Source organism: Oscillospiraceae bacterium (assembly GCA_025758045.1).
Taxonomy (GTDB): Bacteria; Bacillota; Clostridia; order Oscillospirales; family Ruminococcaceae; genus Gemmiger.
In genome coordinates this window covers 2855717-2872715 of the sequence record CP107208.1, presented here as the reverse complement: position 1 = coordinate 2872715, position 16999 = coordinate 2855717, and the positions used below count along the sequence as shown (strand labels likewise).

The following is a 16999-nucleotide window of genomic DNA, read 5'->3' as shown; positions in this document are numbered from 1 at the left end:
TATTATACACGGCAAAAACAGAAGTGGCAAGATAGCAAATCGGATTTGTTTAAAGCTTAAAACACCGTCTCGATCTGCTTGCGGCTCTGCGGGGTGGAGTAGGTCCACTTTTTGATACGCCCGCGGGTGACAAAGTAGTGCGGCTCAAACCGAAGCGGCTGGGCGAGATTTTTGTTCACCACCACCAGCTTGATCTTCATCTTGTCCGGCAGGATGTTTTTAATGTACACACTCACGGCCTGGCCGGGATGCAGACTGCGGTCGGCCTCGGCCAGCCCCGCCAGGTTGGGCGCGATCTCAATAAACACGCCGTAATCCTCCACACTGCGCACAATGCCCACCACGGTCTCGCCGGGGGCAAAGCAGGCGGCGTTCTCGCTCCAGGTGCCCAGCAGTTCCCGCAGCGTCAGCACGATGCGTCCCTGGGGGTCCCGGTTCTTGATGGCACACAGCAATTGCTGGCCCACCTGTACCCGGTCGGCAGGCGAGGAAATGCGCGACACCGACAAACAATCAATGGGCAGCAGTGCTGCAATGCCGCAGCCAATATCGCAGAACGCGCCAAAATTCTCGATGTGCGTCACCGTGCAGGGAATGACACTGCCGGCTTCCAAGGTATCCAGATACTGCCGACGGCACAGCCGCTGGGCCAGCGAACGGGAGAGCAGAAACACCTCCTCGCCATTCTCGTCCACCTCGGTGCCGGTGATGACAAAGCAGGTGGGGCGGCCCACCCGGGTCAGCACGGCAATATCCTTGATCTCCTCCTGCGGGCCGACATCCACACATTCCTCAAAGGGCATGTAGGCCCGCTGGCCGCCCAGCTCAAAGCGCAGGCGGCGCTCGGTATCAAAGGCAAGGGCGGTGCTCTGCAATACTTCGCCGGTGGTGATGCAGTGATACAGCTCCTCACGGCGCAGATGGTTGGCGTTGCGGCAAAGACCTTCGGCACGATATTCCAGCATTTTCGGCTCCTCTTTTCTTGTATGGTGTATGCCCCCGGCAGGGCCGGGGACCCTTGTAAACTTTTATGCAGTGGGTTTGCAAAACAAACCGTGATGTACTATAATAAAGGGTACTGAATTTTAGCAAAGAAAGGGCGGTGTGCTGCCATGGATGTACAGGTCGGCGATGTGATCCAGACCAAGAAACCGCACCCCTGTGGTGCCAACCGTTTTGATGTGCTGCGTGTCGGCATGGATTTCAAAATCCGCTGCCAGGGCTGCGGGCACGAGATCATGCTGCCGCGTGCCAAGATCGAGCGCAACATCAAAAAAGTCCTGCGGGGCGGGGAACAGTAGCGGTGATTTTTGCCCGCCACAACCCGATACCCCAAAGGAGGAACCATGCAGCCTTTTTCTGAACTGCACGAGATCGAGCGCCGGTACGAAGAACTGGCCTATAAAATGTCCACGCCGGAGGCTGCTGCCGATGCAGACGCCTACGCCCAGATGATGCGTGACTACAAGGAACTGACCCCCCTGATGGAAGAATACCGCCGCTATACGGCCCTGCAAAAAGATGAGCAGGAGGCCAAAGAGGTCCTGCAGCAGGACTCCGACCCGGCGTTTACCGCTATGGTACAGCAGGAACTTTGCGAAATCGCCCGGAATCTGGCACTGAGCGAAGAGAATCTCCGCCTGCTGCTCATCCCCAAGGATGCCGATGACGAAAAAAGCGTCATTCTGGAAATTCGTGCCGGTGCGGGCGGCGAAGAAGCCGCGCTCTTTGCCCACAGCCTGTGGCGGATGTACAACATGTACGCTGCCAAACGCGGCTGGAAGTGCGAGACCATCAGCGAGAACCCCACCGAGCTGGGAGGCGTAAAGGAAATCGTCTTTTCTGTAGAAGGCCCCGATGTCTACAGCCGCCTGAAGTTTGAAAGCGGCGTCCACCGCGTCCAGCGCGTGCCGGAGACCGAGACCCAGGGCCGCATCCACACCTCTACCGTCACGGTGGCCGTCATGCCCGAAGCCGAGGAAGTGGAGTTTGAATTGGACCCCAAGGATCTGCGCATCGATACCTTCCGTTCTTCGGGCGCAGGCGGTCAGCACATCAACAAAACGTCCTCGGCCATCCGCGTGACCCACCTGCCTACCGGTATGGTGGTAGAATGTCAGGATCAGCGCAGCCAGCGGGAAAACAAAGACCGCGCTTTAAAAGTCCTGCGCAGCCGCCTGCTGCAGCAAAAGCAGGCCGCCTACGATGAAGCCTATAACGCCCAGCGGCAAAGCCAGGTGGGAAGCGGTGATCGCAGCGAAAAGATCCGCACCTACAACTTCCCGCAGGATCGCGTGACCGACCACCGCATCGGTTTAACGCTGCGCAACCTGCAAAGCGTGCTGGACGGTGACCTGGACCGGGTGCTGGACCCGCTGATTTTGGCCGACCGTGAAGAAAAACTCAAAGCAAACAAAGGTGACGCATAATGAATACACAGGTTTTGCCAGTGAATGACAAAAGCATTGCACTGGCGGCAGAACTGCTGCAAAAAGGCGAGCTGGTCGCCCTGCCGACCGAGACGGTCTACGGCATCGCGGCCGACGCCCGCAATGGCGAAGCAGTCAAAAAGATTTTTGAGGCCAAGGGCCGCCCCCAGGATAACCCCCTGATCGTGCACATCTACGGCATGGAGATGCTCAAGGGCATCGTGTCCGAGGTGCCCGACCGTGCCTACAAGCTGGCCAAAGCCTTTTGGCCCGGCCCACTGACGATGGTCATGCCCCGGGGCGGGGAGGTCAGCGACGTGACCTGTGCAGGGCTGGATACCGTGGGCGTGCGCATGCCGTCCCACCCGGTGGTACAGGCTGTCATCAAGGCCAGCGGTGTGGCGTTTGCTGCGCCGTCTGCCAACCTCTCTGGCAAGCCCAGCCCCACCAACGCCCAGGATACCCTGGTGGATATGGACGGCCGCCTGCCGCTGATCCTGGACGGCGGCGAGAGCGCTGTCGGTGTCGAGTCCACGGTCGTGGCTGTTACCGGCGAACACCCGATGCTGCTGCGCCCCGGCTACGTAACGAAAGAGCAGATGGAAGAGGTCCTGGGCGAAGAAGTCCTCGTCAGCCCCGCGATTCTGGAAAAGCTCAAGGATGGGGAAGTGGCCCGCTCTCCCGGCATGAAGTACAAGCACTACGCCCCCAAGGCGCAGGTCACGATTTTACGCGGTGATTTCGCTAAGTATAAGGCCTATGTCGAGCAGCACGCGGCCCCCGGCGTGTGGGCGCTCTGCTTTGATGGCGAGGGCGCCCAGTTGCCCGTGCCCTTTATCGAGTACGGCAAAAATCACGATGGCGTCACCCAGGCGCACCACCTGTTCACCGCCCTGCGCGACTTGGACAAGCATGGTGCCGAGATCGTCTACGCCCGCTGCCCTGAGCAGGACGGTGTCTCCATGGCGGTCTACAACCGCCTCATCCGCGCCGCGGCGTTCCGGGTGGTCGAACTATGAAAGTCATAGGCATCACCGGCCGCTCCGGCTGCGGTAAATCCAGTGCGACAAAATTTTTAGCAGGGCAGGGGTATCCTTGTATTGACGCGGACCTTATCGCCCGCGAGATGCTGCTGCCCGGCTCGCCCTGCATTGCCCAATTGCAAGAAAAATTCGGTGCCGACATCGCTGACGAAAATGGCAATGTCCGCCGCCGTCTGCTGGCAGACCGCGCCTTTGCCACCCCGGCGGGCACCCGGGCCTTAACAGCCATCACCCAGCCGGAAATTTTGCACCGCATTGAAACGCGCCTGCAAGAAGCCGAGCAGGGCGGGGCAGAACTGGCCTTTGTGGACGGTGCAGTCATCGTCGGCACGCCGTTCGAGGCCCGCTGTGACGCACTGGTACTTATCAGCGCCCCCTACGATACCAGCGTGGCCCGCATTTGTGCCCGTGACGGCATCGCGCCCGAAATGGCCCGCCGCCGCTTGGACGCGCAGACGCCCATCGAAACGCTGCGCGCCGCTGCTACCCATGAGGTCGTCAACGATGGCACCGCCGAACAGCTGGCAGAAAAAATGCACGCCGTTTTACAGCAGCTGTGAAAGGAGGAGCATGGCTAAAAAAGCAAAGTCCCGCCGCCCCGGCCTGCTGCGCACCCTGCTTGCGGTGCTGGTGGTCCTGGCGCTGGCCGCGACCCTTTTGTTTACCGTTTTCCGCCGCCAGGTCGATACGATGGAGTATCCCTGCCGCTACAACGAGTATGTGGAATACTACGCAGGCAAGTACAATATCGACCCGCTGATCTTATACTCCTTCATCCGTACCGAGAGCAACTTTAATCCAAACGCTCAATCCAACGTGGGCGCCCGCGGCCTGATGCAGATCACCGAGGAGACCTTCGACTGGATCAAGCTGAAGATCGCCCCCAGCGAGGATCTGACCTTTGACGATCTCTACGACCCCGAAACCAACATCCGTTTCGGTACTTACTTCGTCAGCTACTGCCTGCTGCGCTACCATGATGACCTGGCCACCGCCGCTGCGGCCTACCACAGCGGATGGGGGACCGTGGATAACCTGCTGTCCCAGGCAGAATATTCCTCCGACGGCGAAACGCTGGACCATTACCCCTACCCGCAGATGCGGCTATATGTACGTAAGATAACCAATAGCTACCAACGCTATCAGGACATCTATAACGAAAAATAAGAAAGGAAGTTTCCCATGAAGACCACTGAGGAACTCAAAGCACTGCTTTACAAAAATGAAACGGTAGCCGACGCTGCCCCGGACGCCCTGCAGGCCGCCCAGGATTTCTGCGAAGGCTACAAGACCTTCCTGGATAACGCCAAGACTGAGCGCGAGGCTGTCCGCACCAGCGAGAAGCTGCTGCTGGACGCCGGCTACAAAAAGTTCGTCCCCGGCGAGAAGCTGGCCCCCGGCACCAAGGTCTACACCATCAACCGCGAAAAGTGCATCCTGGCCGCCACCATCGGCACCAAGAGCCTGGAAGCGGGCTTCCACCTGAACATCGCCCACATCGACTCTCCGCGCCTGGACCTGCGCCCCGTGCCCGTGTTTGAAAAGACCGGTATCGGCTATCTGCGCACCCATTACTATGGCGGCATCCGTAAGTACCAGTGGCCCACCATCCCCCTGGCCCTGCACGGCGTTGTTTACCGCGCTGACGGCACCTGCGCCGAGATCTGCATCGGCGAGAAGGACAGCGACCCTGTTTTCTGCATCACCGACCTGCTGCCGCACCTGGGTGCCAAGCAGAACACCAAGACCCTGGCGGAAGGCATTACCGCCGAGGAGCTGAACGTGCTGATTGCCTCTCAGCCCATCGCTGATAAGGATGCCGAGCAGCGCATCAAGCTGAACATCCTGGGCATGCTCAACGAGGCTTACGGCATCACCGAGCGCGACTTCACCCGCGCCGAGATCGAGGTCGTGCCTGCCCACAAGGCCCGCGACATCGGCCTGGACCGCGCTATGATCGGTGCCTACGGCCACGATGACCGCGTGGATGCTTACCCGGCCCTGATGGCCGAGATCGGCATCACAGCTCCGGCCTACACCACCATCTGCGTGCTGACCGATAAAGAGGAGACCGGCTCCGACGGCGTCACCGGCCTGAACAGCATGTACACCTTCCACTTCATCCAGCAACTCTGCGCCGGCCAGGGTGCTGACTACATCACCGCCTGTAAGGCTGGCAAGTGCCTGTCTGCCGACGTTACCGCTGCCTATGACCCGACCTTTGCCGATGCCTTTGAGCCGGACAACGCCACCTATGCAGGCAACGGCGTGGCCATCTACAAATACACCGGAGCCCGCGGTAAGTCCGGCACCAGCGATGCCTGTGCCGAGATGGTCAGCTACCTGACCCGCCTGCTGGAGAAGAATAACGTCGTTTGGCAGATCGGCGAGATGGGCAAGCTGGACCTGGGCGGCGGCGGCACCGTTGCCAAGTACGTGGCCAACCAGGACATCGACACCATCGACATCGGCGTGCCCGTGCTCTCGATGCACGCCCCGTTTGAGGTCGTCTCCAAGGCCGACGTCTACATGGCTTACCTGACCTTCAAGGCTTTCTGCGAGGATGCGGAGTAATTTGTAAAGCTTTATAAACAGTAAAAGGGGATCGACGCAAACGCGCCGGTCCCCTTTATGTTATACGCAAGATAAAAGAAAAAAGCCGCAACCAATGTTGCAGCTTTTTGTGGTGGAGAATACCGGGATCGAACCGGTGACCTCTTGCATGCCATGCAAGCGCTCTCCCAGCTGAGCTAATCCCCCAGAAGTGCGTGTCTTTCGTTACAGCTTACTTAGTATAGCAGACAGGCTTTGCCCTGTCAAGCCTGTTTTTGCAAAAACTGAAAAAAACTGAAAATATTTGCGGGATTTTCGCGCAGGCGCTCCTTGCTATAGCTTTGTAGGGTGCCTATGCCCGCCATCGGCCCGCTGCCTGCGCACCCCGGCTGCATACCCGTAGGGGTGGATTCCATATCCGCCCGTGCAATCGAACCAAACAGGCGATACAAATAAAAAAGACCGCAACTTCCGTTGCGGTCTTGATCTGGTGGAGAATACCGGGATCGAACCGGTGACCTCTTGCATGCCATGCAAGCGCTCTCCCAGCTGAGCTAATCCCCCAGACTGTTCGGCGCAGGATGATTTCCTGACGATGCTGATTATTATAGCAAAGGCGGTTGGGTTTGTCAACAGATTTTTGCAAAAAAATCAAAAAGTTTTTTCCGCGCGTAGTATGGGTACGGGGGTGGGGTCGATGCCACGCAGAAAACAGCCGCTAAAACGCCGTACATTCATCAAATTTTACGTATCTGCCACGCTGGTGCTGGCGGCACTGGCCCTAGGGCAGTTCAGCCGCTATGTCAATACCACTGTCAAACCGACCCTGCACCAGCTGGCCGAGTACGAAGCCCGTGCCGCTACCGTGCAGGCGATGCAATCCGCCGTCAGCGCCCAACTGCAAACAATGCCCACGCTGTGCGAAGCCCTCTACATCCAGCGGGGGGAGCTTGTCCAGTTGGACACCGCCCGCGCCAACGCCGCTGAAGTGCAGCTGACCGCGGCCGTGCAGCAAAGTCTGGCCGCCCTGCCGAAAACCGACTATCTGATCCCTTTTGGCAGCCTGACCAACAACAGCCTGCTCAGCGGCCTGGGCCCAGGGTGGGAGTTCACCCTGCAACCCCAGGGCTATGTGCAGGGGGCTGTCCGGGAAACCGCTGAGTCCCTTTCCATCAACACCACCCGCTGCACCGCCGTGCTGGAGCTGACCGTCACCGTCAATATGGTGCTGGACGGCCGCACCGCGACCCTGACCGTGACTGACACCGTGCCCCTGGCCAGTGTGCTCATCTGCGGCGACACGCCCAGCGCCTATGCCAGTAATTTCGATTGAGTCCGCGCCCGAAATGTGGTATACTATCCCTATATTCAGCAAAATGAAATGGAGCAGACAATGGAACTGGAGCAGGCACGCAAACGCGCTGAAGAACTGCGCGTTATCATAGAGAAAAATAACCGGCTGTACTACGATCAGGACGCCCCCGAACTGGAAGACTTCGAGTACGACGCCATGACGCGCGAACTGAAAGCCATTGAGAAGGAGTACCCCGAACTGGTCACGGCCAATTCGCCTACCCAGCATGTGGGCGGCACGGCCAGCAGCAAATTCAGCAAAGTGACCCACGCGGTCAAGATGGAGAGTTTACAGGATGCGTTCTCCTTTGATGAGCTGCGGGAGTTCGATGCCCGCGTCCGCGAAGCGGGCGTTAAGCCGGAATATGTCGTCGAGGCCAAGATCGACGGCCTGTCGGTCAGCCTGGAATACCGCATGGGGCAGCTGGTGCGCGGCTCCACCCGCGGCGACGGCGTGGTAGGCGAGGACGTCACCGAGAACATCGCCACCATCAAAGACATCCCCCACGAACTGCCCGACGCCCCCGAATTTTTGGAGGTGCGCGGCGAGGTCTACATGCCTCACAGCGCCTTTTTCAAGCTGAAAGAGCAGCAGGAGCTGGAGGATAAAACGCCCTTTAAAAACCCGCGCAACGCCGCTGCCGGCTCGCTGCGCCAAAAGGACCCCTCCATCACGGCCTCCCGTGGGCTGTCCATCTTTGTGTTCAACCTCCAGCAGTGCGAGGGACGCAGCTTTGTGACCCACCACGAAACGCTGGATTATATCAAGGCGCTGGGCTTTCCGGTCTCGCCGCGCTACAGCGTGTTTGAAAACATCGAGGACGCCATTAAAGAGATTCAGGCCATCGGCGAAGCCCGCGGCACGCTGGAATTTGATATTGACGGCGCGGTCATCAAGGTCAACGACCTGGCCGCCCGCCGCACCTTAGGCAGCACCAACAAGTTCCCGCGCTGGGCCATTGCATTTAAGTACCCGCCCGAGGTCAAGGAGAGCGTCGTTCGCGACATCGAGGTCACGGTCGGCCGCACCGGTGTGCTGACACCCACCGCCGTGTTTGACCCAATTTTCCTGGCGGGCACCAGCGTGTCCCGCGCCAGCCTGCACAACGGCGACATCATCGCCAACCTGGGCGTCGGCATCGGCGATACCGTCCAGGTACGCAAGGCAGGCGATATTATCCCCGAGGTCATTGCTGTATCGGCCCATCTGCCCGGCGTACAGCCCTTCCAGATGCCCACGGTCTGCCCGTCCTGCGGCGCACCGGTGGTGCATTTGCAGGACGAGACCGCCCTGCGCTGCGTCAACCCCGAGTGCCCGGCCCAGAGCCTGCGCAACCTCATCCACTTTGCCTCCCGCAACGCCATGGCCATCGATGGTCTGGGCGAGGCAGTGGCCATCCAGCTGTCCGACAAGGGGCTGGTACACACGGTGGCGGATCTGTATACCCTGACCGAGGATGACCTGCTGACCCTCGATAAATTCAAGAAAAAGAGCGCCCAGAACCTCCTCACCGCCATCGAGGGTTCCAAGCGCAATAATCTGGATAAGTTGCTGTTTGGCCTTGGCATCCGCAACATCGGCGATAAGGCCGCCGCCCTGCTGGGTGAGCATTTCGGCAGCATGGACGCCCTGCGGGAGGCCACGCCGGAGCAGATGTGCGAGATCGACGGCTTCGGAGAAGTCATGGCCCAGAGCGTGGTGGAGTTCTTTGCCAAGGACGGTACCAAGGACTTGCTGGCTCGCCTGGCCGCCGCCGGGGTCAACATGCAGTGGACCGGCGAGAAGAAGGGCACTGCCCTGGCCGGTAAAACGCTGGTGGTAACCGGCACGCTGCCCACGCTCTCCCGCCAGGAGGCCGAAGCCCTCATCACCCAAAACGGCGGCAAGGCTGCAGGCTCGGTCAGCAAAAAGACCAGCTACGTGGTCGCCGGTGAGGCCGCCGGCTCTAAACTGACGAAAGCCCAGACCCTCGGTATCCCCGTCATCGATGAAGCAGGACTGTACGCCCTCATCGAAAATGGGGGAGAAGAATAAAAAACAGCACAAACACAAAAGGCCCCCTCACGGCGAGGGAGCCTTCTTTATTTGTAGGGGGGCGATGCTTGCAGCGACCCGCAGGCTGGTGCAAGCATCAGCCCCTACACAAGCAGGGTAACTATTTCACCGCCGCTTTCATCAACCACTTTGCCCCGCACACGGCCAGTGCCGCCAGCACGCCCACGGGAAACACCACCATCCACGGCTGCTCTGCCAGCGGGTGCAGCCATTTGTCTGTGCTGAAACACCCGCCAATAAACAAAAAGTATAGCACCCAGCCGCCGGTGCGGCCAAACCGGGTGAGTACGCCTGCCCACACGAGCCCCACCAGCACCGGCAGCACGGCGCAGACAAGCCACACAAAAACCGGGATGCCCCGCCATAACTCGCCAACGGCAAATCGTGGGAAGAACCCATGGTTCACAGCGCCCAGAGCCATAGTAGCTGCAGCGGCGATCACTTCGGCCAGTACGGTCATCCGCAGAATATGCAGGCACAGCCCCGCCAACGATCCACGCCTGCTGGCGCTGAACTGCAGCAGCAGGGGAAAGTTGCTGCACAGGTACACGACCCCCAGCACACAGCAAAGAACCACGGTCAAAATCATACCCACGCCGGGCAGCAATACCAGCGCTTCGGGGTCATCCTCGGTGGCGGCTATCATCAGTGCGGTCACTTCGACCACCAGTACCGGGAACAGCGCGGCGGGCACCGCCAGCCAAAGGTCCGGCGCTTCAAAGCGCAGGCAAGCGGAAATCATTCGTTTCATCACAAACACCTCACATCAGCGCACCGCTATGTGGCGCAGTGCCCGCAGGGCGGCGGCCATCAACAGGCAGCCAGCCACGACCAGCGCCGCGCAGTAGGGCACAAACCACTGCGGACAAAAGTACGCCAGCAGCATAAACACAAAGATCTGGGCAAACGCCACAATATACAAAAGGATCTTTGCGGTCAGGCACAGCGTCCGCGGCCAGGCGGCGGGCAAGGCTGTACCGGCCGCAGAGCCGGTCGCCGCCAAAAACAGCATCAGGCAAAAGCCGCCCACTGGGTGCAGCCCGCATTGCAGCAAAAATACATTGCGTCCGGCTGGTTCATTCATCGGCATCCACAGCGAAAGCTGGGCCGCCAGCACGGTAAAAGCCTCGGCAAACAGACTGCCCACCACCCAAAGCACCAAAATGGCCCGGCGGATGCTTTGCCGCGTGGCGCCAAAACTCAGCGCCAGCTGACTGTAGGCAGCGGAAAACTGCCAAAACGAAATGTACAGAAAAATGCCATACAAAAAGCAGAAAGAAATTGCATAATCGGAGAAGATGACCATCTTCGTCAGCCCACCTAACACCAGGGTGCCAAAGTAAAACAGGGTAGCAATGCCCAGCATCTGGGCAAGCGGCCAGGCAAAAAAGCGCAGCGTTTTAACAGTGCCTTTCATCGCTTAGCCCTCCCGATGTTCCTGGAGTTCTTGCTCGTGGCCGCACAGCGCCACAAACACCTTTTGCAGGGGCAGGCTCGTGCAATCTACATCCAGCCCCTTGGCGGCCATGGTCTCGGCAGGCACCCGCACCACGCAGGACTTCTGCCGCCCCAATGTTTCGGTATGCAGGATGTTCAGCCCGGCGCAGGCTTCGTTCACCACATCGTCCCGCCCGGTCACGGCGCAGAACTGCGCCAGCAGTTCGTCGGCATCGCAGGCCTCGATCAAGCGCCCCTCTTTCATGATGAGCACCTTCTCAAACACGTTCGAGGCTTCCTCCAAAATGTGGGTGGAGATAACGAACGTGCGCCCGGTCTCGGCGTAATCGTCCAGCAACAGGCGGTAAAAATCCTCCCGCGCTACCACGTCCAGCCCGGCTACCGGCTCATCCATAAAGGTGATGGGGGCGCGGCTGGCCAGCGCCAGCACGATGGTCAGCATGCTGGCCATGCCCTTGGACAGGGCGCTGATCCTCTTTTTGGGGGCCAGCTTAAACTGTGTTATCAGCTTTTGGGCATAGGCTTCGTCCCAATGGGGATAAAACAGCCGCCCGGCGTTCAGATAATCCTTCACTTTCAAGGCGTTGTTCATCCCGCCGACGGTGCTGCCTAATTCCCGGCTGAAGCACAGCTCGCCCAGAACAGCCTCATTCTCCCACACAGGCGCGCCGCCGTAGGTCACGGTGCCCGCATCCACCGGCATCTGCGCCGTCAGGGCTGAGAGCAGTGTCGTCTTGCCCGCGCCGTTGCGGCCGATCAGCCCGTAGATGTGCCCAGGCTCCAGCGTCAGGTCTACATGGTCCAAAGCGTCCAGCGTGCCGTAGCGCTTGCAAAGGCTTTGGGCTGTTAAAACTTTTGCTTCCATCATTTACTCCTTTTCGCTGGCCTGGGCCAGCATGGCCTGCAGTTCCGCAGGGGTGATGCCAATGTTCTTAGCTTCGGCCGCCAGGGGGCGGACATACTGCTCAAAAAATGTCTGCTTGCGCTTGGCGCGTATCTTTTCGGCCGCGCGGGGGGCTACAAACATGCCAATGCCGCGGCGCTTGTACAGGATGCCGTCCTCGGTCAGCAGGTTCAGGCCTTTGGCCGCCGTGGCCGGGTTGATGCACAAAGTACGCGCCAGCTCGTTGGTGCTGGGAACCTGCGTATCCTCGGGGTAGATGCCGCGCAAAATGCCATCCTCCAGCATTTTGGCAATCTGCAGATAAATCGAAGTCTGTTCATTCAATGTCGGGGGCAAGTGCTCACCGCCTTTCCATACATGGTTAAGTGGTTCATTACTTGTGTAACTAACCATAGCACCTGGGCGGCGTTTTGTCAAGCATTTGGCTGTAATTTTTGGCGGTGGGTTCTGTACCCGCCCCGCTGCACATACAGTGGCAGTGTGAGGTGAAGCGAAAAATGGACGAGTATTATCGCCTGGCACAATGTCTGCCCCAGCCCTACGCGGCCGAGCTGGCCGCCCTGCCCATACGCTGTGCGCCCTATGTGCAGGAGATCCGCCTGCGGGCCGGGCAGTCTATGCTGTTTACGGTCAATGGCCGGGTAAGCCCGGCGGCCAAGTACCTGCCCCGGGCGGACAGGCTGCGCAGGCTCACAGCCAAAGAGGTGCAGGACTGTTTCCAGCACCTTTGCAGGGATTCGGTCTTTGCCTATGAAGAAGAACTCCGCCAGGGCTTTTTCACTATCCGTGGCGGCTGTCGGGTGGGCGTGGCGGGTAGCTGGGGGCCGGGCGGCTTCTCTGCAGTAACCTCCCTCAACCTGCGTATTGCCCGGCCCATCACCTGCGGCCTGCCGCCTGAAGTGCCCGCATTTTTGCAGAAAAACACCGGCGGCTTACTGGTGGCCGGCCCACCGGGCAGCGGAAAAACAACGTTCCTGCGCACGCTCATCCGCTATCTCTGCGAAAAAGATGCCCTTGTCAGCGTCATCGACGAGCGGGGTGAGCTATTGGCCGGGGAGAGCGATGGCTTTACCGCCGGGGCGGATGTGCCCTGCGATGTCTACACCCGCTTTCCCAAGGCGCAGGCCGTCTGCATGGCACTGCGCTGCATGAACCCGCAGTACATCGTCTGCGACGAGCTGGGCACCGCCGCCGATGCCGCCGCGCTGGAAGAAGGTATCGCCTCGGGGGCGACCTTCCTCGCCTCCGTCCACTGTGATGCTCCCGAAAGCCTGACCCGCAAGCCCCAATTGGCGCGGCTGCTGGCTACGGGGGCCTTTGGCGCGGCGGTGTTCCTTACAGGCCGCAGCCGTCCCGGCACAGGGGCCCAGTGGGTGGAGCTATGACGGCGCGGCTTCTGGGCACGCTGCTGCTGGCCTGCGCTGGGGCCGGGCTGGGTGTCTGCGGTGCTGTGCGGCGGCAGGCGGTGGAAAAGCGTATCCGCCTGCTGTCCCGCCTGTGGACTTACTTAGAAGAACTGCTGGCCTGCCGTGCCCTGACCGGCCCCATGCTGCTGCACGCCGCTGCCGAAAACCCTGCCTTTGCGGCGCTGGCCCTCCCGGCGGATAGCGATTGTACGCTGTCGGCCTTACCCCTGCCAAACTTGCCCAAAGCGCTGGCAGGGGAGCTGCACGCCAGCTTGGCCGCCCTGGGGCACAGCGACCGCGCTGCTGCCTGTGCCGAACTGCGCCGCATGGCAGATCTCTGCCGCCGGGAAGCCGACCGCCAGGCTGACTGCATGGCCCGTGCCATGGCGCTGTGGCCGCGCCTGGGCGGCTGTGCGGGGCTGCTGCTGGCCATCCTTTTGTGGTGAAGAAGATGGATATTGATCTCGTTTTCAAGATCGCCGCCACCGGTATCATCGTGGCCGTGCTCAACCAGCTGCTCATCCGCTCCGGACGGGAGGATCAGGCCATGATGACCACGCTGGCAGGGCTGATCGTGGTGTTGAGCATGCTGGTGCGGCAGATCAGTGACCTGTTTGTGCTCATCAAAGCACTGTTTGAACTGTGATGCGCTATGCTGATCTTTCAACTTGCCGCGCTGACCTTTACCGCCGCCGTGCTCTGCCTGACCCTCAAAAAGGACCAGCCCGCCTTCGCGTTCCTCGTCTCCGTCTGTGCGGCGGCAGGGGTGCTGGCGGCAGTACTGCATCAGGCCCAGCCGGTGCTGGATTGGCTGGATACCTGGGGCGGCTATTTCCAGGGGGCCGGGCTGGGGTGCCTGGTGCGCGTTTTGGGCATCGCGCTGGCGGCGCAGTTTGCCGCCGATACCTGCCGCGAGGCCGGTATGGCTGCCGCGGCCACCGCTGCCGAACTGGGAGGGCGCATCCTGGCACTTTTGCAGGCCCTGCCGCTTTTGCAAGAACTGCTGGATTGCTTTGCGGGCTACTTGCAATAGCCGCCGCGCTGCCCCTGCCTGCCGGGGCGGAAAGCTTACAGCAAAATGCTGCCCGGCTTTTGGACGGTGTGCCCACCCTACAGCAGGCCGCAGGCTGGGGCTTTGCCGAATTATGGCAGATGGCGAAAGATTACCTTGCCGCCAACATCGGCGAGCCACTGGCCTTTGGCTTGCGGGCGGCAGGGTACTTGCTGGTGGCGGGCGTGCTGGGCCTGCTGGCCGGGGCCAACAACTGGAGGCGCTGCATTGACGCCGTCGCCGTGCTGGGCTTCGCCGCCATGAGCTTGGCGGCGGGCATCGACCTGGTGCGCGCCGCGGGGGACACGGCGCAAGATTGCCAGAACTACCTTATCGCCTTCGTGCCGGTCTACAGCGGCATTGCGGCGGCAGGCGGGCAGACCGCCGGGGCACTGGTCTACAGTGGTATGTTCTTCGCCATGGCACAGTTTTTGGCAGCGGTCATCGGCAAACTGCTTTTGCCGGTGCTGGAAATTTACTTCTGCTTTGCGGCCTGTGCCTGCGTCTGGGGCAGCCGCGCGGTGGAGGAAACCGCCGCCCTTTTCTCCAAGTGCCTGCATTGGCTGTTAAAGGTCTGCGGCGCGGTGTTCAGCTTTGTGCTGGGCCTGCAAAGCGTGCTGGCTGGCACGGCGGATTCCGCCGCCCTGCGCACCGGCAAAAGTGTCTTGCAGGGCGCAGTGCCGGTGGTGGGGGATGCCGCCGCTGCGGCCCTGACCGGCGCGGCCGCCGCCGTGCAGCTGCTCAAAGGCTCGCTGGCCTTAGCGGCACTGCTGGCGCTGGGGGCATCCTTTACGCCGATACTATTACACTGCCTTTTGTACAGCCTGGCCTTTTCCGGTGCAGGCATCGCCGCACTGGCAGGCGGGCAAAAGCAGTGCGGACGGCTGTGCCGTTTGTATGCCGAGGGCGCGGGGCTGTGCGGCTCGGTGCTGGTGCTTTACTTTTTCCTCGTGTTTTTATCCACGGCGCTTTTACTGCTTGCAGGAAATGGGGTGTAAAAATGGCTGCTGTGCGTTCGGCTGCCTTTGGCTGCTGTGTGCTTTCCACCGTGGCAGGGCTGGTGCGGATCTTCTGGCCGGAAAACGGCTTCAAACCTGTCATAAATGCGGTGCTGGCTTTGTATATTATAACGGCGGCGGTGCAGATCATCCGTGTGGCGGATTGGGCGGGCATTGCTGCCGAGCTGGCCCCGGCATCCGACAGTTCGTCCGTATCCGACAGCGAGGTCGGCGCTTACCGCCGCACTCTGACCGACGAAGCCGCCGCCCAGGCGTTGCGGGATGTCCTTGCCGCCAGCGGCATCGAAGCGGCCATTGCCCGCACGGATACCGGCTGGCAGGTCACGCTGGTGCATGCAGCGGACGGCCAAAAGGCCGAAGCCCTGCTTGCGGCCAACTGCGGCACGATCCCCTATGAAATCACGGCAGGGGGGACGGCACCATGAAAGTGGACCTTTCCGCCCTGTGGCAAACCCTTACCAAACGTACCGCCGCCCTGCTGGCTGACGAGCAAAAGCGTACCGGCCTGTTGGTGGCGGTGGGACTGCTGGGCCTTGTCCTGCTGGGGGTTTCCAGCTGGCTGCCCGCTAAATCCAAGCCCGAAACCACCGCCCCAATGCCGCAAAACACGATCACCTCGGACTACGAATCCCACCTCGAAGCCCGCCTGCAAACGCTTATCTCCAATCTTGCCGGGGCGGGCGAGACCCGTGTGATGGTCACCCTGCAATGCGGCGAGGAGAGCATCTACGCCGCCGACACCGAGACTTCCGCTGACGGCACCGCTGCCAGCAAGCATGTCATCACGGGCGGCACCGGCCTTGTTGAAACTATCCAGACGCCCCAGGTGCAGGGCGTGGCCGTGCTCTGCCAGGGCGGCGAAGACCCCGCCGTCCAGACGCGCATCACCGCCCTGGTACAGGCGTTGACCGGGGTGGGGGCCAACCATGTTACTGTGGCGGCGCTGGCCGACGCAATACCCCACAACTGACCCAAGGGAGGGACTGCTATGAAACCGAATCCCGTAAAAAAGAACCGTACCCGGCAGGCTACGGCGGCTGTTCTGGCCCTGGCGCTGGGGGCGGCTGTCTACCTGAACTGGTCCTTTGCCCGAGCCGCACCCCAGGATCTAACGGTGGGTGCGATTGCCGACGGTACCGCGCAGGAGGTCTCCGCCGTCATTGACCCGCTGACCGATGACACCGCCGTAGAAACCGCCGCGGCTGTGGACACCACCGATACCCAGGCCCCCACCGGCAAAAACTACGGGGAGGCCCAGATGGTCAGCGTAAGCAAAGATTCGGGCGCAGAGTTTTTCGAGTCTGCCCGCCTGGCCCGCACAAAAGCCCGGGATGAAGCACTGGACACTCTGAAAAAATCCCTGAAAGACGCCAAACTCAGCGATGCTGAGAAGAAAAAGCTGACAGAGGACCTGGCCGCGCAAGTAAGCAGCATCACTCTTGAAACCAAGCTGGAAACTTTAATAAAATCCAAAGGCTTTGCCGATTGCGTGGTGGATTTAGAGGGCAAAAAAGCCAACGTTACCGTCATGACAGAAAACGACGCCCTCACTGCCGCCGAGGTCACCCGCATCCGGGATGCCCTGCTCAGCCAGTGCGAAGGGCTGGCGGCCCAGGACATCACGATCGTAGAAGTAAAATAACCGTGAAAACTTGTGTATCGGTTGCAAATGGCATGGTTTTGTGGTAAACTAAACTATACTATCTAAAATGGCGGCAATTGTAAGC

The 16999-nt window shown here is 60.5% G+C and carries 21 protein-coding genes and 2 tRNA genes; 16 read left to right on the top strand and 7 right to left on the bottom strand.

Going from position 1 to position 16999, the window contains the following annotated elements; translation table 11 throughout:
- Window positions 1–56: 56 nt before the first annotated feature.
- On the bottom strand, window positions 57–965 hold the full coding sequence (locus tag OGM81_13560; protein UYJ43329.1) for a S1 RNA-binding domain-containing protein: 909 nt from the start codon (window positions 963–965) through the stop codon (window positions 57–59).
- Between the two features lie 147 nt (window positions 966–1112).
- Here OGM81_13560 and OGM81_13555 point away from each other — a divergent pair, with 147 nt between their 5' ends.
- From OGM81_13555 to OGM81_13530, 6 genes are read left to right on the top strand one after another with little or no spacing between them, the layout of a single operon-like run.
- Window positions 1113–1301: a DUF951 domain-containing protein gene (locus OGM81_13555; protein UYJ43328.1), complete on the top strand. Its 189-nt coding sequence runs from the start codon at window positions 1113–1115 to the stop codon at window positions 1299–1301.
- Window positions 1302–1346: 45 nt separating this feature from the next.
- Complete coding sequence (gene prfA, locus OGM81_13550) at window positions 1347–2429, top strand: peptide chain release factor 1 (protein UYJ43327.1); 1083 nt, start codon at window positions 1347–1349, stop codon at window positions 2427–2429.
- On the top strand, window positions 2429–3448 hold the full coding sequence (locus OGM81_13545) for an L-threonylcarbamoyladenylate synthase (protein UYJ43326.1): 1020 nt from the start codon (window positions 2429–2431) through the stop codon (window positions 3446–3448). The genes prfA and OGM81_13545 overlap by 1 nt, the downstream gene beginning before the upstream one ends.
- Window positions 3445–4032: a dephospho-CoA kinase gene (coaE, locus tag OGM81_13540; GenBank protein ID UYJ43325.1), complete on the top strand. Its 588-nt coding sequence runs from the start codon at window positions 3445–3447 to the stop codon at window positions 4030–4032. The genes OGM81_13545 and coaE overlap by 4 nt, the downstream gene beginning before the upstream one ends.
- A 10-nt stretch (window positions 4033–4042) precedes the next feature.
- Window positions 4043–4639, top strand: coding sequence for a lytic transglycosylase domain-containing protein (locus OGM81_13535; GenBank protein ID UYJ43324.1), 597 nt, complete (start codon window positions 4043–4045; stop codon window positions 4637–4639).
- Between the two features lie 15 nt (window positions 4640–4654).
- Window positions 4655–6046, top strand: coding sequence for an aminopeptidase (locus OGM81_13530; GenBank protein UYJ43323.1), 1392 nt, complete (start codon window positions 4655–4657; stop codon window positions 6044–6046).
- Window positions 6047–6156: 110 nt separating this feature from the next.
- Here the strand turns inward: OGM81_13530 and OGM81_13525 are convergent.
- Together OGM81_13525 and OGM81_13520 are read right to left on the bottom strand one after the other, a co-directional pair.
- Window positions 6157–6232, bottom strand: a tRNA-Ala gene (locus OGM81_13525).
- A gap of 281 nt (window positions 6233–6513) precedes the next feature.
- Window positions 6514–6589, bottom strand: a tRNA-Ala gene (locus tag OGM81_13520).
- A 133-nt stretch (window positions 6590–6722) separates the two neighbouring features.
- Between OGM81_13520 and OGM81_13515 the strand changes: the two genes are divergently transcribed.
- Both OGM81_13515 and ligA read left to right on the top strand, forming a co-directional pair.
- Window positions 6723–7358, top strand: a complete 636-nt coding sequence (locus OGM81_13515; protein ID UYJ43322.1) for a hypothetical protein — start codon at window positions 6723–6725, stop codon at window positions 7356–7358.
- Window positions 7359–7418: 60 nt separating this feature from the next.
- Complete coding sequence (gene ligA, locus OGM81_13510) at window positions 7419–9413, top strand: NAD-dependent DNA ligase LigA (protein UYJ43321.1); 1995 nt, start codon at window positions 7419–7421, stop codon at window positions 9411–9413.
- A 121-nt stretch (window positions 9414–9534) separates the two neighbouring features.
- Here ligA and OGM81_13505 read toward each other — a convergent pair whose 3' ends face one another.
- From OGM81_13505 to OGM81_13490, 4 genes are read right to left on the bottom strand one after another with little or no spacing between them, the layout of a single operon-like run.
- Window positions 9535–10185 (bottom strand): hypothetical protein, encoded by a 651-nt coding sequence (locus OGM81_13505; GenBank protein UYJ43320.1) that lies wholly within the window; start codon window positions 10183–10185, stop codon window positions 9535–9537.
- 15 nt (window positions 10186–10200) lie between these two features.
- Window positions 10201–10851, bottom strand: coding sequence for a hypothetical protein (locus tag OGM81_13500; protein ID UYJ43319.1), 651 nt, complete (start codon window positions 10849–10851; stop codon window positions 10201–10203).
- Between the two features lie 3 nt (window positions 10852–10854).
- On the bottom strand, window positions 10855–11757 hold the full coding sequence (locus OGM81_13495; GenBank protein ID UYJ45012.1) for an ABC transporter ATP-binding protein: 903 nt from the start codon (window positions 11755–11757) through the stop codon (window positions 10855–10857).
- A gap of 3 nt (window positions 11758–11760) precedes the next feature.
- Window positions 11761–12132 carry a GntR family transcriptional regulator gene (locus OGM81_13490; protein ID UYJ43318.1) on the bottom strand — a complete coding sequence of 124 codons (372 nt, stop codon included), beginning with the start codon at window positions 12130–12132 and terminating at the stop codon, window positions 11761–11763.
- A gap of 161 nt (window positions 12133–12293) precedes the next feature.
- Here OGM81_13490 and OGM81_13485 point away from each other — a divergent pair, with 161 nt between their 5' ends.
- The 8 genes from OGM81_13485 to OGM81_13450 are packed head-to-tail and all read left to right on the top strand — an operon-like array spanning window position 12294 to window position 16914.
- Window positions 12294–13181: an ATPase, T2SS/T4P/T4SS family gene (locus OGM81_13485; GenBank protein ID UYJ43317.1), complete on the top strand. Its 888-nt coding sequence runs from the start codon at window positions 12294–12296 to the stop codon at window positions 13179–13181.
- Complete coding sequence (locus tag OGM81_13480) at window positions 13178–13648, top strand: hypothetical protein (protein UYJ43316.1); 471 nt, start codon at window positions 13178–13180, stop codon at window positions 13646–13648. Before OGM81_13485 ends, OGM81_13480 begins: the two co-directional genes overlap by 4 nt.
- A gap of 5 nt (window positions 13649–13653) precedes the next feature.
- On the top strand, window positions 13654–13848 hold the full coding sequence (gene spoIIIAC / locus OGM81_13475) for a stage III sporulation protein AC (protein UYJ43315.1): 195 nt from the start codon (window positions 13654–13656) through the stop codon (window positions 13846–13848).
- 6 nt (window positions 13849–13854) lie between these two features.
- The gene (locus OGM81_13470) at window positions 13855–14235 is read left to right on the top strand and encodes a hypothetical protein (GenBank protein UYJ43314.1); all 381 of its coding nucleotides are present in this window, start codon (window positions 13855–13857) and stop codon (window positions 14233–14235) included.
- The gene (locus OGM81_13465; protein ID UYJ43313.1) at window positions 14211–15251 is read left to right on the top strand and encodes a stage III sporulation protein AE; all 1041 of its coding nucleotides are present in this window, start codon (window positions 14211–14213) and stop codon (window positions 15249–15251) included. The genes OGM81_13470 and OGM81_13465 overlap by 25 nt, the downstream gene beginning before the upstream one ends.
- Before the next feature lie 2 nt (window positions 15252–15253).
- Complete coding sequence (locus OGM81_13460; protein UYJ43312.1) at window positions 15254–15697, top strand: hypothetical protein; 444 nt, start codon at window positions 15254–15256, stop codon at window positions 15695–15697.
- Window positions 15694–16242 (top strand): stage III sporulation protein AG, encoded by a 549-nt coding sequence (locus OGM81_13455; protein UYJ43311.1) that lies wholly within the window; start codon window positions 15694–15696, stop codon window positions 16240–16242. Before OGM81_13460 ends, OGM81_13455 begins: the two co-directional genes overlap by 4 nt.
- An 18-nt stretch (window positions 16243–16260) precedes the next feature.
- Window positions 16261–16914 carry a SpoIIIAH-like family protein gene (locus OGM81_13450; protein ID UYJ43310.1) on the top strand — a complete coding sequence of 218 codons (654 nt, stop codon included), beginning with the start codon at window positions 16261–16263 and terminating at the stop codon, window positions 16912–16914.
- Window positions 16915–16999: the final 85 nt, after the last annotated feature.

Coding starts and splice junctions, on each gene's coding strand:
- OGM81_13560 (UYJ43329.1), bottom strand. CDS start 965: ATGCTGGAATATCGTGCCGAAGGTCTTTGCCGCAACGCCAACCATCTG.
- OGM81_13555 (UYJ43328.1), top strand. CDS start 1,113: ATGGATGTACAGGTCGGCGATGTGATCCAGACCAAGAAACCGCACCCC.
- prfA (UYJ43327.1), top strand. CDS start 1,347: ATGCAGCCTTTTTCTGAACTGCACGAGATCGAGCGCCGGTACGAAGAA.
- OGM81_13545 (UYJ43326.1), top strand. CDS start 2,429: ATGAATACACAGGTTTTGCCAGTGAATGACAAAAGCATTGCACTGGCG.
- coaE (UYJ43325.1), top strand. CDS start 3,445: ATGAAAGTCATAGGCATCACCGGCCGCTCCGGCTGCGGTAAATCCAGT.
- OGM81_13535 (UYJ43324.1), top strand. CDS start 4,043: ATGGCTAAAAAAGCAAAGTCCCGCCGCCCCGGCCTGCTGCGCACCCTG.
- OGM81_13530 (UYJ43323.1), top strand. CDS start 4,655: ATGAAGACCACTGAGGAACTCAAAGCACTGCTTTACAAAAATGAAACG.
- OGM81_13515 (UYJ43322.1), top strand. CDS start 6,723: ATGCCACGCAGAAAACAGCCGCTAAAACGCCGTACATTCATCAAATTT.
- ligA (UYJ43321.1), top strand. CDS start 7,419: ATGGAACTGGAGCAGGCACGCAAACGCGCTGAAGAACTGCGCGTTATC.
- OGM81_13505 (UYJ43320.1), bottom strand. CDS start 10,185: ATGAAACGAATGATTTCCGCTTGCCTGCGCTTTGAAGCGCCGGACCTT.
- OGM81_13500 (UYJ43319.1), bottom strand. CDS start 10,851: ATGAAAGGCACTGTTAAAACGCTGCGCTTTTTTGCCTGGCCGCTTGCC.
- OGM81_13495 (UYJ45012.1), bottom strand. CDS start 11,757: ATGGAAGCAAAAGTTTTAACAGCCCAAAGCCTTTGCAAGCGCTACGGC.
- OGM81_13485 (UYJ43317.1), top strand. CDS start 12,294: ATGGACGAGTATTATCGCCTGGCACAATGTCTGCCCCAGCCCTACGCG.
- OGM81_13480 (UYJ43316.1), top strand. CDS start 13,178: ATGACGGCGCGGCTTCTGGGCACGCTGCTGCTGGCCTGCGCTGGGGCC.
- spoIIIAC (UYJ43315.1), top strand. CDS start 13,654: ATGGATATTGATCTCGTTTTCAAGATCGCCGCCACCGGTATCATCGTG.
- OGM81_13470 (UYJ43314.1), top strand. CDS start 13,855: ATGCTGATCTTTCAACTTGCCGCGCTGACCTTTACCGCCGCCGTGCTC.
- OGM81_13460 (UYJ43312.1), top strand. CDS start 15,254: ATGGCTGCTGTGCGTTCGGCTGCCTTTGGCTGCTGTGTGCTTTCCACC.
- OGM81_13455 (UYJ43311.1), top strand. CDS start 15,694: ATGAAAGTGGACCTTTCCGCCCTGTGGCAAACCCTTACCAAACGTACC.
- OGM81_13450 (UYJ43310.1), top strand. CDS start 16,261: ATGAAACCGAATCCCGTAAAAAAGAACCGTACCCGGCAGGCTACGGCG.